Genomic DNA, 14846 nt, shown 5'->3' on the forward strand with positions numbered 1-14846 from the left:
CTAGATCGCGATGTCGTCGATGACGGCGGGGATCTGGTAGGGCAGCTCGCGAGCGAGGAAGCCGAGCCGGCCGATGGTGGCGGCCAGCCGCTCGCCGGCGCGGCCGTGCAGGTGCGAGCCCCAGACCGCGGCCTGCGCCGGCTCGGCGCCGCGGGCCAGCAGCCCGGCCACGATCCCGGCGCGGACGTCGCCGGAGCCGGAGACACCCAGCCCGGCCCCACCGCTGTCGTCGCGCCACAGCCGGCCGTCGGGTGCGGCGATCCACGCCGTCGCGCCGCCCAGCCCGACGGCAGCCTTCGCCCGCCCGGCCAGCTCGAGGGTCGCCGCGGACGGGTCGTCCTCCACCTCGTCCTGTTCCACGTGCAACGCGATCGCCAGCTCGGTCGGGTTCGGGGTGAGGACGACGCGGGCGTCCAGGTGGCGCAGGCAGTCGACGTCGGCGGTGACGCTGGCCAGCCCGAGCGCGTCGAGGGCGACCGGGCCCCGCAGGTGCGGCAGCAGCCGGTCGCCGAAGCCCTGGGTCTCCTCGACGTCCTGCATGCCGGGACCGATCAGGACGGCGTCGGCCGCCTCGGCCAGCTCGCGGACGACGTCGGCGGCCTCGGCGAGGATCGCCCCGCTGTCGCTCTGCGGCAGCGCCTGCACCAGCGCCTCGGGCAGGGCCGTGGCGGCGAACGGGGCCACCGACTCCGCCGTCGCCACCTGGAGCTTGCCGGCGCCGGCGCGCAGCGCCGCCTCGGCGGCGAGCAGGACCGCGCCGAGCGTCTGGCTGCTGCCGCCGATCACGAGGATCGAGCCGCGCGCCTCCTTGCCGCCGGTCGGCTCGGGCAGGGCCCACCCCCGCAGCAGCGGCGGGGTGACCAGCGCGGGCTCAGGTCTGCTCGGCGGCATGCGGCTCCTTCGTGACGTCCTCGTCCTCGGCGGCGAGGTGGTCGACGGCGTTGAACTGCACGAGCCGCAGCTCGCCGTCCTCGGTCTCGTAGCGGGTGAGCGAGGTGTTGGCGACCCGCTCGGCGCCGTCGATCTCCAGCAGCTCCTGCTCGGTCAGCTCCTCCAGCACGTACCGGAAGACCATGATCACCGCCTGGTGTGCGACGAGCAGCAGCCGCTCGCCGTCGTGCCGCAGCGCCTCGGTGGCCAGGATGCTGCGGATCCGCAGCGCGACATCGGCCCAGCTCTCGCCGCCCGGCGGCCGGTAGTAGAACTTGCCGAGCAGGTCCCGCCGCTCGGCCTCCTGCGGGTACTCCTCGCGGATCCCGGCGCCGGTCATCCCGTCGAACGCGCCGAAGTCCCGCTCGCGCAGCCGCTCGTCGATCCGCACCCGCAACCCGAGCGGCTCGGCGGCCAGCTGCGCCGTCGTCAGCGCTCGGGTGAACGGCGAGCTGAGCACCGCCGTCGGGCGCTCCTCCTCGGGCAGGTCGGCCATCCATCGGCCGAGCGCCTGGGCCTGGGAGCAGCCGGTCTCCGACAGCGGTACGTCGGGGTCGCGGACGTCGAGCTTCAGCCGACCGGCGCCCTGCACGTGCGCCTCGGCGTCGGCCACGTTGCCGATGCTCTCGCCGTGCCGCACCAGCCACACGGCCGCCGGTCCCGGAACCCGCTGTCCGCCCACGCCAGGCCGTTAGCCGACTGTCGGTGCCGTGAAACAGGATGGGCCCCGTGACTGCCCCGACCGACCTGCCCGTTCACCGGTTCGCCGACCAGGCGGCGTTCGAGGCCTGGCTGGAGGCCGAGCACGAGCGCGCGCCCGGCATCTACGTCGTCATCGCCAAGAAGGGCGCGCCCGAGCCGACGCTCAAGCAGGCCGAGATGGTCGAGTCGCTGCTCTGCTTCGGCTGGATCGACGGGCGCGCCAACAAGCTCGACGACCACCACTTCACCGTGCGGGTCACGCCACGACGGGCGAAGAGCGTGTGGTCGAAGAAGAACGTCGACTGGGTGGGTCGGCTGGTCGAGGCCGGCCGGATGCGCCCGGCGGGCATGGCCGCGGTCGAGGCGGCCAAGGCCGACGGCCGGTGGGACCGCGCCTACGCCGGACCGGCGTCCATCACCGTTCCCGACGACCTCACCGCGGCGCTGGCCGAGCACCCCGGCGCCACGGAGTTCTTCGAGAAGCTCGACAGCACCAACCGCTACGCCGTCCTGTGGCGGGTGCACACCGCGGCCAGCCCGCAGACGCGCGCGAAACGGATCGCCACGCTGGCGCAGATGCTGGCCGAGGGCCGCACCATCCACTGAGGAAGCCGTGGATCAGGTGACCTGATCCACGCTGCGCGGGGGCGCTCAGCCGCCGGTGATGATGCGCCGGGCGCCGGCGTAGCCGTTCATGTCCACGGTGGTGACGGCGACGGGCTGCCCGTAGGTCCGGGCGTGCACCATCATCCCGTTGCCGATGTAGAGGCCCACGTGGCTGACCGGCGAGTAGAAGTAGACGAGGTCGCCGGGCTGCAGCTCCGAGCGGGAGACGGCGACGCCGAGCCGGGACTGCGCGGAGCTGGAGTGCGGCAGCGAGACACCGGCCGCAGCGTAGGCGAACATCGTCAGACCCGAGCAGTCGAAGCCGTTGGGGCCCGAGGCACCGAAGACGTAGGGCTTGCCCACCTGCGCCAGGGCGGTGCGGATCGCCGTCGCGATGACCTCGTTGGCGACGCCGGAGACGATGACGTCGGCGTTCGGCGCGGACAGCGACGGGCCGCCCAGCGCGGTGGAGACCTGCGCCTGCTCGGCCGCGCTCAGCCGCTTGAAGTCGGCCTCGTACTGGTCGGCCTGCTGCTGCAGCTGCTGCTGCTGCGCCTGCAGCTGGGCGAGCGAGGACTGGGCCTGCGCCGCGGCCTGGTCGGCGGCCGCCTGCGCGGCGGCGGCCTGGGCCTGGGCGGCGGCGACCGCGGAGATCACGCCCTGCACGTGGGAGGCGATCATGTCCAGCGTCGTCATCTGGTCGACGAGGTCGGCGGCGGACTCGCTGGTGAGGAACGCCGCGAGCCGCGACTGGGTGGAGCCGCTGATGCCGCTCTTCGCGATCGCCTGCAGCTGCGGCCCGTAGGCGTCGACGGCGGCCTTCGCGGCCGCGGCCTGGGCGGCGGCGTCGGTGGCGGCCTGCTGCTGCTGGGCGACGATGGCCTCGGCCTGGTGGACCTGCTCGTCGAGCTGCGAGAGCTGGGCGCCGGTCTGCTCGACGAGGGTCTTCGCGTCGGCGGCGCTGCTGGGCGCCGCGGCGGCGGGGGTGAGCGTGCCGGCGAGGGAGGCCGAGAGCGCCGCCGTCAGCACGAGAACCGCTCGCCTCCAACGGCGGGTCGTCGTCCGAGTGCGCTGCACCGTCGAGCCTCCATCCGGGTGGTCGCGCCGCGTCCGGGGAAGGGACGACGTTCTCCGCGCGCCACAACGGACGGTAGGGATCCGATGTCGACAAGTACTGGTAGGCGCGCTGGTCAAGTCCTCGGCTCAACCTCCTGCGTCCCAGTGGTCGCCCCGGCGCGCACCTGCCCCAGCTGTCACACCCCGGACGTGCGCAGGGCCCGCGACGGCGATCCGTCGCGGGCCCTGCGGAAGCGCTGTGGGCTGTGTCAGCCGGCCAGGGGCTCGGCGGCGTCCAGGCGGGAGAGCGTCTCGAAGTCGCGCAGCACACCGGCGAGCTCGTCGGCGGTCCACGGCTCGCAGCAGTCGCAGCCGTCCTCGCGGAAGCTCACCAGGCCGAGCGTGCCGCCCGCCTGGTCCTCGGCGATGGCGAGGTGACCGGCGACGGGGTGCCGGTGGCAGGTGCACGCGGACGCGCAGAGGCCCAGACCCCAACCGGAGATGACCACCGTGCGGCCGTCGTCCCGGATCTTGCCGATCTGGAAGACCGACGGCTTACGACTCCGGCTCATGGGAGCCTCCCCCCTCGACGGTCCCGGCTCGTCGGAACCGGGTGTGCGGTGTTCCTCTGCACCGCAGCGTCACCATCGGCGCGTCACACCCTGTACTTGAGCGGGTGCGTTCAGTGCAGTGGACGCAGCGTAACAACGCAAATACACCCGATGGGAGTACCCGCGGGCACATGTTGAGGCGGGCGGCGTGTTCTCCGCGCGCCCATTGGCACCATGTGCCAATCGGGGAGGTCGCCCGCCGTCAGCTCGCGGGGCTGACGCTGCTCATGTTGAAGTCCGGCACCCGCAGCGGGGCCATCGCCGTCCGGGTGAACCAGTCGTTCCACTCCCTCGGAAGGGTGCGCTCGGTGCGTCCGGCCTGCGTGACGCGGGCCAGCAGGTCGATCGGCGACTCGTTGAACCGGAAGTTGTTCACCGCCCCGGTGACCTCCCCGCCCTCGACGAGGAAGACCCCGTCTCGGGTCAGCCCGGTCAGCAGCAGGGTCTGCGGGTCGACCTCCCGGATGTACCAGAGGGTGGTCAGCAGCAGCCCCCGCTCGGTGCCGGCGACCATGTCGTCCAGCGTCGCGGTGGCGGTGGGGTCCTCGAGGATCAGGTTGTCGACGGCGCCGACGGCCGGCGCCGTCGTCTTCAGGGCCCAGGCGCGCGGTCGGATCAGGTTGGCCAGGACGCCGTCGCGGATCCAGTCGACCGCCGGGGTCGGCATGCCGTTGTCGAACACCGACGCCGACCCGGACGACGCGCCGACCACCTGGAACGGCGCGGTCTCCAGCCCCGGCGCCGCCGGGTCGCTGCGCAGGGTCAGCGGCAGGGCGGCCAGCCGCTCGCCGATCCGGTTGCCCCCGCCGGCCTTGGCGTAGACGCTGCGCCCCTCGTCGGCGTCCCGGGCGGTCATCGTCCAGTAGGCGTAGATGAACAGGTCGCTGACGGCCGACGGCGGCAGCACCGTCTCGTAGCGGCCGGCCGGCAGGTCGATGCGGCGCTGCGACCAGGCCAGCTTCTGCTGCACCTGCGCGGCGAGGTCGGCCACCGAGACGTCGGCGAAGGTCCGGGTGCCCATGCCGGCCCACACCGACCGGCTGAAGTCGCGACTCTTGCCGTTGAGCTCCACCCGCCCGGTCGGCTGGTCGGTGCGCAGCCGCAGGCCGGTGGAGGTGCCGAGGTAGGTGGTCGCCATCTGGTGCTCGGCGAAGCCGAAGAGCAGCTCGTCGCGGTCCTGCGCGCCGCGGAACGCCTCCCCCAGCGCGGGCGCGAAGTCGCGAAAGACGCCGATCGAGGTCTGCGCGGCCTCCGCGTCCCAGTCCCCCGCCCCCGGCGGCGCCTCGCTGATCAGCGGGACGGCGTCCTCGGCCGGCCCGGCGTCGCGGGCGGCACGCTCGCTGGCCGCCACCAGCTCGGCGATGTCGGGCATGCCGGTGCGGGCGACCGTGCCGGTGGCCATGCCGGCGCCGCCGTCGACGAACGAGACGACCACGACCTGGCGCGAGCGCATCGAGCCGTTGGTGGTCAGGCTGTTGCCCGCCCAGCGGAGGTTGGCCTCCGAGCTCTCGACGACGAAGGCGACCTGCCCGTCGGCGGTCGAGGCGGCGAGCGCCTTCTCGACGACGTCCTGCGGGCTCAGCGTGCTCATCGGCCGCCCTCCTGCACCGTGTTGAGGATGTTGACCTGGTCGAAGCGGGCCGCGGGGCAGCCGTGGCTGACCGGCGCCGTCTGCCCGGGCTGGGCCTTGCCGCAGTTCATCGCGCCGCCCAGCACGTAGGTCTGCGGGCCACCGACCACCGACATCGCGCCCCAGAAGTCCGTCGTCGTCGCCTGGTAGGCCACGTCGCGCAGCTGGCCGGCCAGCCGCCCGTTCTCGATCCGGTAGAACCGCTGGCCGGTGAACTGGAAGTTGTAGCGCTGCATGTCGATCGACCAGCTCTTGTCGCCGACGACGAAGATCCCGCGCTCGACGCCGGCGATGATCTCCTCGGTCGACGGCCCGCCCGGGGCCGGCTGGAGCGAGACGTTGGGCATCCGCTGCACCGGCACGTGACCGGGGGAGTCGGCGAAGGCGCAGCCGTTGGACCGGGGCAGGCCGCGCAGCCGCGCCATGTTCCGGTCGACCTGGTACCCGACGAGGACGCCGTCCTCGATCAGGTCCCACTGCTGGCCGGCGACGCCCTCGTCGTCCCAGCCGACCGTGGACAGGCCGTGCGGCGCGGTGCGGTCGCCGGTGACGTTCATCAGCGGCGAGCCGTACTGCAGCGTGCCGAGCTTGTCGACGGTGGCGAAGCTGGTGCCCGCGTAGGCGGCCTCGTAGCCGAGCGCCCGGTCGAGCTCGGTGGCGTGGCCGATCGACTCGTGGATGGTGAGGAACAGGTTCGACGGGTCGATGACCAGGTCGTAGCGGCCGGGCTCGACCGACGGCGCCTTGGTCTTCTCCATCATCAGCTCGGGGATCTCGGCCAGCTCGCCGCGCCAGTCCCAGCCGGTGCCGGTGAGGTACTCCCAGCCGCGGCCGACCGGCGGCGCCAGCGTGCGCATGCTCTCGAACGCGCCGGTGCTGCGGTCGACGGTCAGCGCGGTGAACTCGGGGTGGATGCGCACGCGCTGCTGCCGGGTGCGGGTGCCGGCGGTGTCGGCGTAGTACTTCTGCTCCTTGACGTGCATGCAGCCCGACTGCACGTGCTCGACGCCGTCGGCGGCCAGCAGCTGCTCGGACAGCTCGGTGAGCAGGCCGGTCTTCTCCGCGTCGGCGACCTCGAACGGGTCGACGGCGTAGTCCGACACCCACTCGCCGTCGTAGGTCGGTTCGGGGGCGAGCTCGACCCGGTCGGTGTTGATCGACGCCGACACCTGGGCGACGGCGACCGCCTCCTCGGCCAGCCGCACGGCCTCGGCGGCGGTGAGGACGACGCCGGCCGCGAAGCCCCACGTCCCCTCGTGGACCACCCGGACGGACAGGCCGAGGTCCTCGCCGTCGGCCAGCGACTCCAGGCGGGCGTCGCGCAGGCTGATCGTCTGCGTGCGGATCCGCTCCACCCGGATGTCGGCGTGCTCGCAGCCGAGGTCGACCGCGCGGGTCAGCGCGGCGTCGGTGAGCGCGGACAGCGGCAGCGCCAGGAAGGACTCGTCGACGGTTCGGCCGGGCATCCCCCTTGTTTACCAGCCGGGACCCTCAGTCCAGGAAGGTCCACAGCCGGGCTATCCGGCCGTCCAGGACGAGGACGACGTCGAGCCCGCTGCCCACCGGTTCCTGGCCTTCGACGCCGAGCCGCCAGGCCCGCATGCCGAGGTCCCCGACCTCGCGCGGTGGGCCGGCCGGGGTGAACGCGGCCGCCCCGATCCGCTCCCGCAGCGCGGTGACGGCGGCGCCCAGCGCCTCCCGTCCGACGACGGTGGCGTGCGGATCGGTGAAGATGACCTCGACGGTGAAGATCTCCTCGATCACCGCCGCCCGCCGGTCGGGATCCGGTTCGTCGAAGACGCCCTGGACCATGCGTTCGAGCAGCTCGGCGGCGGTTCGCACGCCGTCAGGGTAGGGGGCCGCCGCAGCGGGTAGCCGTTTCTGCGTGCCCGCCGACGACGTCACGATGACCTTCGGCGGCAACGCCACGATGCTGCTGCGGATCGGCCCGTTCACGCTGCTCACCGATCCGAACTTCCTGCACCGCGGGCAGCGCGCCTACCTGGGCAAGGGGCTGTGGGCCAAGCGGCTCACCGAGCCGGCGCTGCAGCCCACCCAGCTGCCCGCGCTCGACGGCATCGTGCTCTCGCACCTGCACGCCGACCACTGGGACCGCATCGCCACCCGATCGCTGCCGAAGTCGACACCGGTGCTGACCACGCCGGCCGCTGCGCAGGCCCTGACCCGCCGTGGCTTCAGCGCGACCGCCGACCTGCGGCCGTGGGAGTCGCACGAGTTCAGCCGCGACGGCCGGACGCTGCGCATCACCTCGGCACCCGGCGTCCACGGCCCCGGCCCGATGGCGAAGCTGCTGCCGCCGGTGATGGGCAGCGTGCTCGAGCTGGTCGAGGGCGGCACGGTGAGCTGGCGCGGCTACATCAGCGGCGACACGATCTTCCGGCCCTTCCTCGGCGAGGTGCTGGAGCGCTTCGGCCGGCTGGACGTCGTCGTCCCCCATCTCGGCGGGACCAAGGCGCTCGGCGTCACGGTGACCATGGACGGGAGGCAGGGCGCCGACCTGGTCGAGCTGCTCAAGCCGCCGGTCACCGTGCCGGTGCACTTCGACGACTACTCCCGCTTCAGGAGCCCGCTCGGCGAGTTCGTGGCCGAGGTGGCGAAGCGGAAGCTGCCGGGGGAGATCCGCACGGTGCACCGCGGGGAGCGGATCAGCCTCCGATGACCGCGGACTTCCGAGCCGACGGGGTGCGGGTGCTGATCACGGGTGGGACCAGCGGGCTGGGTGCGGCCATGGCCCGGGCCCTGCTCGAGGCCGGCGCCACCGTCGCCATCACCGGCCGTGATGCCGGCCGGGCGACCTCGGCGGCCACGGAGCTCGGGTGCGCGGGCATCGGCATGGACGTCCGGGACGAGGACGACGTCGCGCGCGGGGTAGACCGGGCCGACGAGCTGCTCGGCGGCCTCGACGTCCTGGTGAACAACGCCGGGATCGGCATGCGCACGGTCAACCCGCGCTTCCTCACCGACCCGCAGCCGTTCTGGGTCGTGTCGCCCGAGGGCTTCCGGGATCTGGTGGCGACGAACCTCACCGGCTACTTCCTCGTCGCCCGCGCCGTGGTCCCCCGGTTCCTGGCGGCCGGCGCCGGGCGGGTGGTCAACGTCTCGATGAACCACTCGACGATGAACCGGCGCGGCTTCGTGCCGTACGGACCCGCGCGGGCGGGCGCCGAGGCGCTGGCCCGGATCATGGCCGCCGACCTGACCGGCTCCGGCGTCACCGCGAACATCCTGCTGCCGGGCGGGGCGACGGCGACCGGGATGATCCCCGACGACTTCCCGCCGGAGCACCGCGCGGGCCTGCTCGCCCCGGCGGTGATGGGTCCGCCGATCCGGTTCCTGTGCTCGCCGGAGGGCGCCGGAGTGCACGACGAGCGGATCGTGGCCACCGAGTTCGACGCCTGGCTGTCGGCCCGCTTCGGAGGCTGACGAGCGAGGTTTCCTCCGCTCTCAGCCTCCGTGTGCGAGGCGCGCCGCGCGCTCGGCGACGTCGGCCCGCAGCGCCTCGGCGTCGACGGTCGTGCAGACGCCGTCGCGGACCACCTGCCGGCCGGCCACCCAGGTGTCGCGGACCAGCGGCGTGATGCCCGACCACACGAGGTGGGTGAGCAGGTCCTCCTTGTCGCCGACCGGCTCGAAGCGCAGGTCGCGGGTGTCGACGTGCACGAGGTCGGCCTGCCGCCCGCGGGTGAGCCGGCCCAGGTCGGGGCGGCCGATCGCGTCGGCCGCCGCACCGGTGGCCAGCCAGAACGCCTCGGCCGCGGTGAGCGCGGTGGGGTCGGCCTCCCGCAGCCGGGCCAGCTGGGCGGCCAGCCGCGCGTCGGCGAGCAGGTCGAGCCCGTCGTTGGACGCCGGACCGTCGGTGCCCAGCCCCACCCGGATGCCGCGGTCGAGCATCTCGCGCAGCCGCATCACGCCGCTGGCCAGCTTCGCGTTCGAGGCCGGGCAGTGCGCGACGGCGACGTCGTACTCCTGCCACAGCTCGAGGTCGGCGTCGTCCATGTGCACGCAGTGCGCCGCCAGCACCCGCCCGCCGAGGACGTCGTGCGCGGCCAGGAGCGTCGGCACCGACAGCCCGTGCCGCGCCAGCAGCTCGTCGCCCTCGGTCGCGGTCTCGGCGACGTGCAGGTGCAGCAGCAGGTTGTGCTCCCGGGCGGCCGCGGCGGCGGACGTGAGGATCGACAGCGGCAGCGTGTAGGCCGCGTGCGGGCCGAGCCCGTACTCGACGGTGCCGCCGGTCGGGGTGCCCGCGGCGAGCTCGACGGAGTGCTGCAGCTGCTCCTCCAGCGGCGGCATGCCCGGCAGCGGGATCAGCGGCGTCGCGATCACCGCCCGGGCGCCGGTCGCGGTGACGGCGGCGGCGATCCGCTCGGGCGAGAAGTACATCTCCACGCTGGTGGTGACGCCGTTCCGGAGCATCTCGGCCGACGCCGCCGTCATCGCGACCTCGACGTCGTCCCCGGTGAGGCGGGCCTCCCGCGGCCAGATGACCTCACCCAGCCACCGGTCCAGCGGCAGCCCCTCCGCCTGCCCCCGGAACAGCACCATCGGCGCGTGCGAGTGGGTGTTGACCAGGCCCGGGAGCAGCACGCCGGGCAGGTCGACGGTCTCGGCGTCGGGGGCCGGGGCGGCGTCGGCGGCCGGCCCGACCCAGCGGATCTCGCCGTCGTCGACGTCCAGCACGGCATCGGGGACGACGGTGCCGGCCCGGTCACCGACGACGACGGCACGGGCGGTGAAGCGCTGCATGGCGGAACGTTATAAGGACCCCCTGCCCCCCAACGCTCGCACGCTCGCGCCGGGGCCCTGCAGGGGGCCGCACAGGAACTTCCCTCTCGGTGCCGCCCGTTGGCCGGACGTGCCGACGGCTGCTGCCGCCGACCCGGGCGGGCTCACGGGAACAGTGCTGGACGCGATGGAGGCCCTCGGCGCCGTCGGCGTCGGGCTGGCGATCCTGGTCGAGACGGTGGTGCCGCCCATCCCCAGCGAGGTGGTGCTCCCGCTGTCGGGCTACCTCGCGCAGACCGGCCGGATGTCGCTGGTCGCGGCGTTCCTCGCCGCCACCGCCGGCTCCCTGCTCGGCGCGGCGCTGCTCTACCAGCTCGGCGCCTGGCTCGGGCCGTCCCGCAGCCGGCGGATGCTCGCCCGGCTGCCGCTGGTGGACGCCGCCGACGTCGACCGCACGTTCGCCTGGTTCGAGCGGCACGGCCGCTCGGCGGTGCTGCTCGGCCGGCTGGTCCCCGTCGTGCGCAGCTTCGTCTCGGTGCCGGCCGGCGTGGTCCGCATGCGCATGCCCCAGTTCCTGGCGTACACGCTGATCGGGAGCGCGGTGTGGAACGGCGCCCTGATCGGCGCGGGCGCGGCGCTGGGGACGCAGCACGAGCTGGTGGAGCGGTGGGTCGGCGTCCTCGACGTGGTCCTGGTGGTGGGCGTCGTCCTGGTGGTCGGGCTGGGGGTCGGTAGGCGGCTGCGGCGGCGTTCCAGCAGGCTGGAGGGGTGACCGCCGCCCGGCTCCGGCCTTCCGTCGTCGCCTTCGACGTCAACGAGACGCTGCTCGACCTCGCGCCGGTGCGCGCCGCGCTGATCGAGGCCGGCGAGCCCGATCACCTGCTGCCCGCCGTCTTCACCCGGACCCTGCTGACCGGGTTCGCCGCCGCGACCGTCGGCGGCTGGTGCCGGTTCCGCGACGCGTTCGACACCGCCCTCGCCCAGACCACCGACCTGTCGCCGGTCGACCGGGCCCGGGTGGCCGACGCGTTCGGCGAGCTGGCCCCGCACCCGGACGTCGAGCCGGCGCTGCGGGCGCTGACCGAGGCCGGCGTGCGGGTGGTGACCCTCTCGCACGGCTCGCCAGGCGTGGCCGAGGCGGCGCTGGAGCGCGGGGGAATCGCGCCCCTCGTCGAGCGGACGCTGTCGAGCGAGGCCATCCGCGCCTGGAAGCCGAACCGCGAGGTCTACCTGTGGGCGGCCGGCGTCTGCGACGTGCCGCCGGACCGCTGCGCGCTGGTCGCCGCGCACGGCTGGGACGTGCAGGGTGCGCAGCGGGCCGGGCTCACCGGCGCCTGGTTCTCCCGCAGCGAGCGGGTCTACCCCGAGGTGTTCGACCCGCCGCACGTCACCGCCGCCGACCTGGCCGGGGCGGTGGGCGCGCTGCTGGCGCTGCCGGACGCGTGAACGTCGAGACCCCGCTGGGCCCGGCGCGGGTGCTGCTCCGCGATCCGGCCGGTCCGCCGCGGGGGACGCTCGTGCTCGGGCACGGCGCGGGCGGCGGCATCGCCGCACCCGACCTGGACGCCGTGTCCGAGGCCGCCTGCGGCGCGGGCTGGCGGGTTGCCGGGGTCGAGCAGCCGTGGCGGGTGGCGGGCAAGCGGATCGCGCCCGCTCCGCCGCGACTCGATCTCGCCTGGACGGCGGTGCTGGACCACCTGCGGTCCCTCGATGCGCTCGCCGGCCCGCTGGTGCTCGGCGGTCGCAGCGCGGGGGCGCGGGTGGCCTGCCGGACGGCGACGGCCCAGGGGGCGGCGGGTGTGCTCGCGCTGGCGTTCCCGCTGCACCCGCCGGGACGGCCGGAGAAGTCCCGCGCCGGCGAGCTCGCGCTGGTCGAGGTCCCGCTGCTGGTGGTGCAGGGCGAGACCGACGCGTTCGGCGGACCGGCCGAGGTCGCCGCGGCCGCCCCGCACGCGCAGGTGGCCGGTGTCGGGGGGGACCACGCGCTGAAGAAGGACACCGCCGCCGTGGCGGCCGCCGTCGTCCCCTGGCTGCGCGCTCTACCGCGATAGAGCGCGGAGTTCGGCGAGGGAGTCGCGGAGGACGACGGCGAGGTCGGGGCCGGCCTCACCCGCCGCCCAGCGCTCGAAGGCGACCCGGAAGACGGCGACACCGGTCTCCGCGGTGAGGCCGGCGGCGGGCTCGGCCACCCCGCGGTGGCGCAACGCCTCTCTCAGCGCGGCGGAGAGGCGGGCCAGCTTGATGAGCTCGCGCTCCTGCAGCGCCGGGTGGGCGGCGACGACCTCCTGCCGCCGGCGCGGGAACTCCGGCGGCATCTCGGCGAACTGCCCGGCGGCCGCGTCGAGCGCCGCAGCCAGCAGGTCGAGCGGGCTCTCGGACGGCGGGGCTGCCTCGACCGCGGCCACCATGTGCTCCTGCAACGCCTGACCGCCGTCGAAGAGCACCTCGCGCTTGTCGGCGAAGTGCCGGAAGAACGTCCGCTCGGTGACCCCCGCGCGCTCGGCGATCTGCGCCACCGTCGTCTGCTCGTAGCCGCGCTCGCGGTAGAGCTCCATCGCCGCCTGCGCGAGCCGGCCACGCGCGTCGGGCTCCCAGCGGCTCATGCCGCCGATCGTAGGTGATGACAGGGACTGACATGTCGGACTAGGCTCATGTCAGTCACTGACATCAAGGAGATCACCATGCGCGTGTTCGTCACCGGCGCCTCCGGCTGGATCGGCTCGGCCGTCGTCCCAGAACTGCTCGGCGCGGGGCACACCGTCGTCGGGCTCGCCCGCTCCGACGCCTCCGCCGGGAAGCTCGAGGCGGCCGGCGCCGAGGTGCTGCGCGGCACGCTCGACGACCTCGACGTCCTGCGGAGGGGCGCCGAGGCCGCGGACGGCGTCGTCCACCTGGCCTTCATCCACGACTTCTCCGACTACCAGCGCTCCGTGGGGACCGACCTGCGGGCGGTCGAGACGCTCGGCGCCGCCCTGGAGGGCTCGGGCCGGCCGTTCGTGAACACCGCCGGGCTGGCCGGGATGTCGTTCGGGCGGCCGGCGACCGAGCGGGACACCATCGTCGCCGACTCCCCGCGGGCGGCCTCCGAACGCACCGCGCTCGCCGTCGCCGAGCGCGGCGTGCGCTCCTCGGTGGTGCGGCTGGCCCCGTCGGTGCACGGCGAGGGCGACTCCGGCTTCATTGCCGCTCTCGCCGGTATCGCGCGGACGAAGGGTGTCTCGGGCTACATCGGGGACGGCGCCAACCGCTGGCCGGCCGTGCACCGGCTCGACGCCGCCCGGCTCTTCCGGCTGGCGCTGGAGCAGGCGCCGGCCGGGTCGGTGCTGCACGGCGCCGGCGACGAGGGCATCCCGATCCGCGAGATCGCCGAGGTGATCGGCCGCAAGCTCGATCTGCCCGTGGTGTCGATCCCGGCGGAGCAGGCGGCCGAGCACTTCGGCTGGCTGGGCGCGTTCCTCGCCGCCGACATCCCGGCGTCGAGCGCGCTCACGCAGGAGCTGCTCGGCTGGCAGCCGAGCGGCCCCGGCCTCCTCGCCGACCTCGAGTCCGGCTACTACACCCGCTGATCCCGCGCTTTATCGCGATAAAGCACGCGTGCTTTATCGCGATAAAGCGCAGAGAGCTCAGTCGCGGCGGCGGCGGGCGACCAGGAAGATCAGCAGCAGGAGCAGGCCGAGGCCGGCGGCGGGCTTGGCGTAGCGGGCCACCGCCGCACCTCCGGCGACCTCGAGCAGGTCGATCGGCTCGGGCTCGGACACCGGCCGCGGCCGGCTCGGGACGGCGGTCGGCGCGGTCGCCGGGGCGGCCGGCGTGCTCGGGGCGGCCGCAGCCGGGGTCGCCGGAGCCGCCTTCTTGGCCGGCGCGGCCTTCTCCGGGGTCTCGCTCTTCGCCGGCACGGTGCTGTTCGCGGTCACCCGGTCGGTGGTCGAGGCGGCGGCCTTCTTCGTCGCCGCGGCGGCCTTCTTGGCCGGGCCCTCCGGCGCGGCCTGCTCGGCCGCGGCGGCGACCTCCTCCACCGCGCCGCCGGCCGTCGCCGCCGCCTTCGCGGGGGCCGACGGTTCGGGCGCCGACTCCCCGGCGCCGAGCTGCGCGGCGAGCTTGTCGGCGAACTGGCCGAGCAGCTTGTTGCCGACGTCGGTCATCACGCCGCGGCCGAACTGGGCCGGCCGCCCGGTGATGTTCAGGTCGGTGAGGACGTCGACCCGCGTGGCGTCGCCCTCCGGCTTGAGCTGGGCGGTGACGACGGCGGCCGCCGTGCCGTTGCCGCGCTGGTCCTTGCCGCGGGCGTCGATGACCGCCTTGTGCGCCGCCTCGTCCTTCTCCACGAACGACGCCTTGCCCTGGTAGGTCAGGTTGATCGGGCCGAGCTTGACCTTCACCCGGCCGGTGAAGTCGTCGCCGGTGACCGAGTCGAGAGCCGCGCCGGGCATGCAGGGGGCGATGCGCTCGATGTCGAGCAGCACCCGCCACGCCTCGTCGATCGGCACGGGCACGGTGAACGAGTTCTCGAGCTGCACGCGAACCTCCTGCGACAGAGTTGCGGCTCGGCCGGTCCGCCCGGGTAGGGC

General features: G+C 74.4%; 17 protein-coding genes. 7 read left to right on the forward strand and 10 right to left on the reverse strand.

Translation table 11 applies throughout. From position 1 onward, the window contains the following. Together GGQ55_RS07575 and GGQ55_RS07580 are read right to left on the reverse strand one after the other, a co-directional pair. On the reverse strand, window positions 1-891 hold the full coding sequence (locus GGQ55_RS07575; RefSeq protein ID WP_179715836.1) for an NAD(P)H-hydrate dehydratase: 891 nt from the start codon (window positions 889-891) through the stop codon (window positions 1-3). Next, entirely contained in the window at window positions 872-1579 is a 708-nt protein-coding gene (locus tag GGQ55_RS07580; protein ID WP_366488945.1) for a histidine phosphatase family protein, read from the reverse strand. Before GGQ55_RS07580 ends, GGQ55_RS07575 begins: the two co-directional genes overlap by 20 nt. An 80-nt stretch (window positions 1580-1659) precedes the next feature. On the opposite strand from GGQ55_RS07580, the gene GGQ55_RS07585 reads away from it, so the two are divergent. After that, entirely contained in the window at window positions 1660-2238 is a 579-nt protein-coding gene (locus tag GGQ55_RS07585) for a YdeI/OmpD-associated family protein (protein ID WP_366488947.1), read from the forward strand. A gap of 45 nt (window positions 2239-2283) precedes the next feature. On the opposite strand, the gene GGQ55_RS07590 is transcribed toward GGQ55_RS07585, so the two are convergent. The 5 genes from GGQ55_RS07590 to GGQ55_RS07610 all read right to left on the reverse strand — a co-directional run bounded on the left by GGQ55_RS07590 (window position 2284) and on the right by GGQ55_RS07610 (window position 7377). Next, on the reverse strand, window positions 2284-3267 hold the full coding sequence (locus GGQ55_RS07590) for a C40 family peptidase (RefSeq protein ID WP_366488948.1): 984 nt from the start codon (window positions 3265-3267) through the stop codon (window positions 2284-2286). A gap of 296 nt (window positions 3268-3563) precedes the next feature. Further along, on the reverse strand, window positions 3564-3866 hold the full coding sequence (locus GGQ55_RS07595) for a hypothetical protein (RefSeq protein ID WP_179715840.1): 303 nt from the start codon (window positions 3864-3866) through the stop codon (window positions 3564-3566). Window positions 3867-4107: 241 nt separating this feature from the next. After that, window positions 4108-5496 (reverse strand): metallopeptidase TldD-related protein, encoded by a 1389-nt coding sequence (locus GGQ55_RS07600; RefSeq protein WP_179715841.1) that lies wholly within the window; start codon window positions 5494-5496, stop codon window positions 4108-4110. Further along, window positions 5493-7001 carry a TldD/PmbA family protein gene (locus tag GGQ55_RS07605; RefSeq protein WP_179715842.1) on the reverse strand — a complete coding sequence of 503 codons (1509 nt, stop codon included), beginning with the start codon at window positions 6999-7001 and terminating at the stop codon, window positions 5493-5495. Before GGQ55_RS07605 ends, GGQ55_RS07600 begins: the two co-directional genes overlap by 4 nt. Before the next feature lie 25 nt (window positions 7002-7026). Continuing rightward, window positions 7027-7377 (reverse strand): nuclear transport factor 2 family protein, encoded by a 351-nt coding sequence (locus GGQ55_RS07610; protein ID WP_179715843.1) that lies wholly within the window; start codon window positions 7375-7377, stop codon window positions 7027-7029. 43 nt (window positions 7378-7420) lie between these two features. Here GGQ55_RS07610 and GGQ55_RS07615 point away from each other — a divergent pair, with 43 nt between their 5' ends. Both GGQ55_RS07615 and GGQ55_RS07620 read left to right on the forward strand, forming a co-directional pair. Next, window positions 7421-8215 (forward strand): MBL fold metallo-hydrolase, encoded by a 795-nt coding sequence (locus GGQ55_RS07615; RefSeq protein ID WP_366488951.1) that lies wholly within the window; start codon window positions 7421-7423, stop codon window positions 8213-8215. Continuing rightward, window positions 8212-8979: an SDR family NAD(P)-dependent oxidoreductase gene (locus GGQ55_RS07620; RefSeq protein ID WP_179715844.1), complete on the forward strand. Its 768-nt coding sequence runs from the start codon at window positions 8212-8214 to the stop codon at window positions 8977-8979. The genes GGQ55_RS07615 and GGQ55_RS07620 overlap by 4 nt, the downstream gene beginning before the upstream one ends. A gap of 21 nt (window positions 8980-9000) precedes the next feature. Here GGQ55_RS07620 and GGQ55_RS07625 read toward each other — a convergent pair whose 3' ends face one another. After that, window positions 9001-10299 (reverse strand): amidohydrolase family protein, encoded by a 1299-nt coding sequence (locus tag GGQ55_RS07625; protein ID WP_179715845.1) that lies wholly within the window; start codon window positions 10297-10299, stop codon window positions 9001-9003. Window positions 10300-10408: 109 nt separating this feature from the next. On the opposite strand from GGQ55_RS07625, the gene GGQ55_RS07630 reads away from it, so the two are divergent. Genes GGQ55_RS07630 through GGQ55_RS07640 form a run of 3 tightly spaced genes read left to right on the forward strand, consistent with a single transcriptional unit; the run spans window position 10409 to window position 12329 of the window. Further along, window positions 10409-11050, forward strand: coding sequence for a DedA family protein (locus GGQ55_RS07630; RefSeq protein ID WP_366488953.1), 642 nt, complete (start codon window positions 10409-10411; stop codon window positions 11048-11050). Then, window positions 11047-11724 (forward strand): haloacid dehalogenase type II, encoded by a 678-nt coding sequence (locus tag GGQ55_RS07635; RefSeq protein WP_179715847.1) that lies wholly within the window; start codon window positions 11047-11049, stop codon window positions 11722-11724. Before GGQ55_RS07630 ends, GGQ55_RS07635 begins: the two co-directional genes overlap by 4 nt. After that, window positions 11721-12329, forward strand: a complete 609-nt coding sequence (locus GGQ55_RS07640; protein WP_179715848.1) for an alpha/beta hydrolase family protein — start codon at window positions 11721-11723, stop codon at window positions 12327-12329. Before GGQ55_RS07635 ends, GGQ55_RS07640 begins: the two co-directional genes overlap by 4 nt. Here GGQ55_RS07640 and GGQ55_RS07645 read toward each other — a convergent pair. Beyond that, on the reverse strand, window positions 12318-12881 hold the full coding sequence (locus tag GGQ55_RS07645; protein ID WP_179715849.1) for a TetR/AcrR family transcriptional regulator: 564 nt from the start codon (window positions 12879-12881) through the stop codon (window positions 12318-12320). The genes GGQ55_RS07640 and GGQ55_RS07645 overlap by 12 nt on opposite strands. 78 nt (window positions 12882-12959) lie before the next feature. On the opposite strand from GGQ55_RS07645, the gene GGQ55_RS07650 reads away from it, so the two are divergent. Continuing rightward, a complete protein-coding gene (locus tag GGQ55_RS07650) occupies window positions 12960-13844 on the forward strand; it encodes an SDR family oxidoreductase (protein WP_179715850.1) in 885 nt (294 codons plus the stop codon). A 57-nt stretch (window positions 13845-13901) separates the two neighbouring features. Here GGQ55_RS07650 and GGQ55_RS07655 read toward each other — a convergent pair whose 3' ends face one another. After that, window positions 13902-14795, reverse strand: a complete 894-nt coding sequence (locus GGQ55_RS07655; RefSeq protein ID WP_179715851.1) for an SRPBCC family protein — start codon at window positions 14793-14795, stop codon at window positions 13902-13904. Window positions 14796-14846 lie beyond the last annotated feature (51 nt).

Origin of the sequence: Petropleomorpha daqingensis (genome assembly GCF_013408985.1) — a bacterium.
GTDB classification, from domain to species: Bacteria; Actinomycetota; Actinomycetes; order Mycobacteriales; family Geodermatophilaceae; genus Petropleomorpha; species Petropleomorpha daqingensis.

Excerpts from the sequence above, each read along its gene's own strand:
- GGQ55_RS07575 (WP_179715836.1), bottom strand. The coding sequence starts at position 891 with ATGCCGCCGAGCAGACCTGAGCCCGCGCTGGTCACCCCGCCGCTGCTG.
- GGQ55_RS07595 (WP_179715840.1), bottom strand. The coding sequence starts at position 3,866 with ATGAGCCGGAGTCGTAAGCCGTCGGTCTTCCAGATCGGCAAGATCCGG.
- GGQ55_RS07600 (WP_179715841.1), bottom strand. The coding sequence starts at position 5,496 with ATGAGCACGCTGAGCCCGCAGGACGTCGTCGAGAAGGCGCTCGCCGCC.
- GGQ55_RS07605 (WP_179715842.1), bottom strand. The coding sequence starts at position 7,001 with ATGCCCGGCCGAACCGTCGACGAGTCCTTCCTGGCGCTGCCGCTGTCC.
- GGQ55_RS07620 (WP_179715844.1), top strand. The coding sequence starts at position 8,212 with ATGACCGCGGACTTCCGAGCCGACGGGGTGCGGGTGCTGATCACGGGT.
- GGQ55_RS07625 (WP_179715845.1), bottom strand. The coding sequence starts at position 10,299 with ATGCAGCGCTTCACCGCCCGTGCCGTCGTCGTCGGTGACCGGGCCGGC.
- GGQ55_RS07645 (WP_179715849.1), bottom strand. The coding sequence starts at position 12,881 with ATGAGCCGCTGGGAGCCCGACGCGCGTGGCCGGCTCGCGCAGGCGGCG.
- GGQ55_RS07650 (WP_179715850.1), top strand. The coding sequence starts at position 12,960 with ATGCGCGTGTTCGTCACCGGCGCCTCCGGCTGGATCGGCTCGGCCGTC.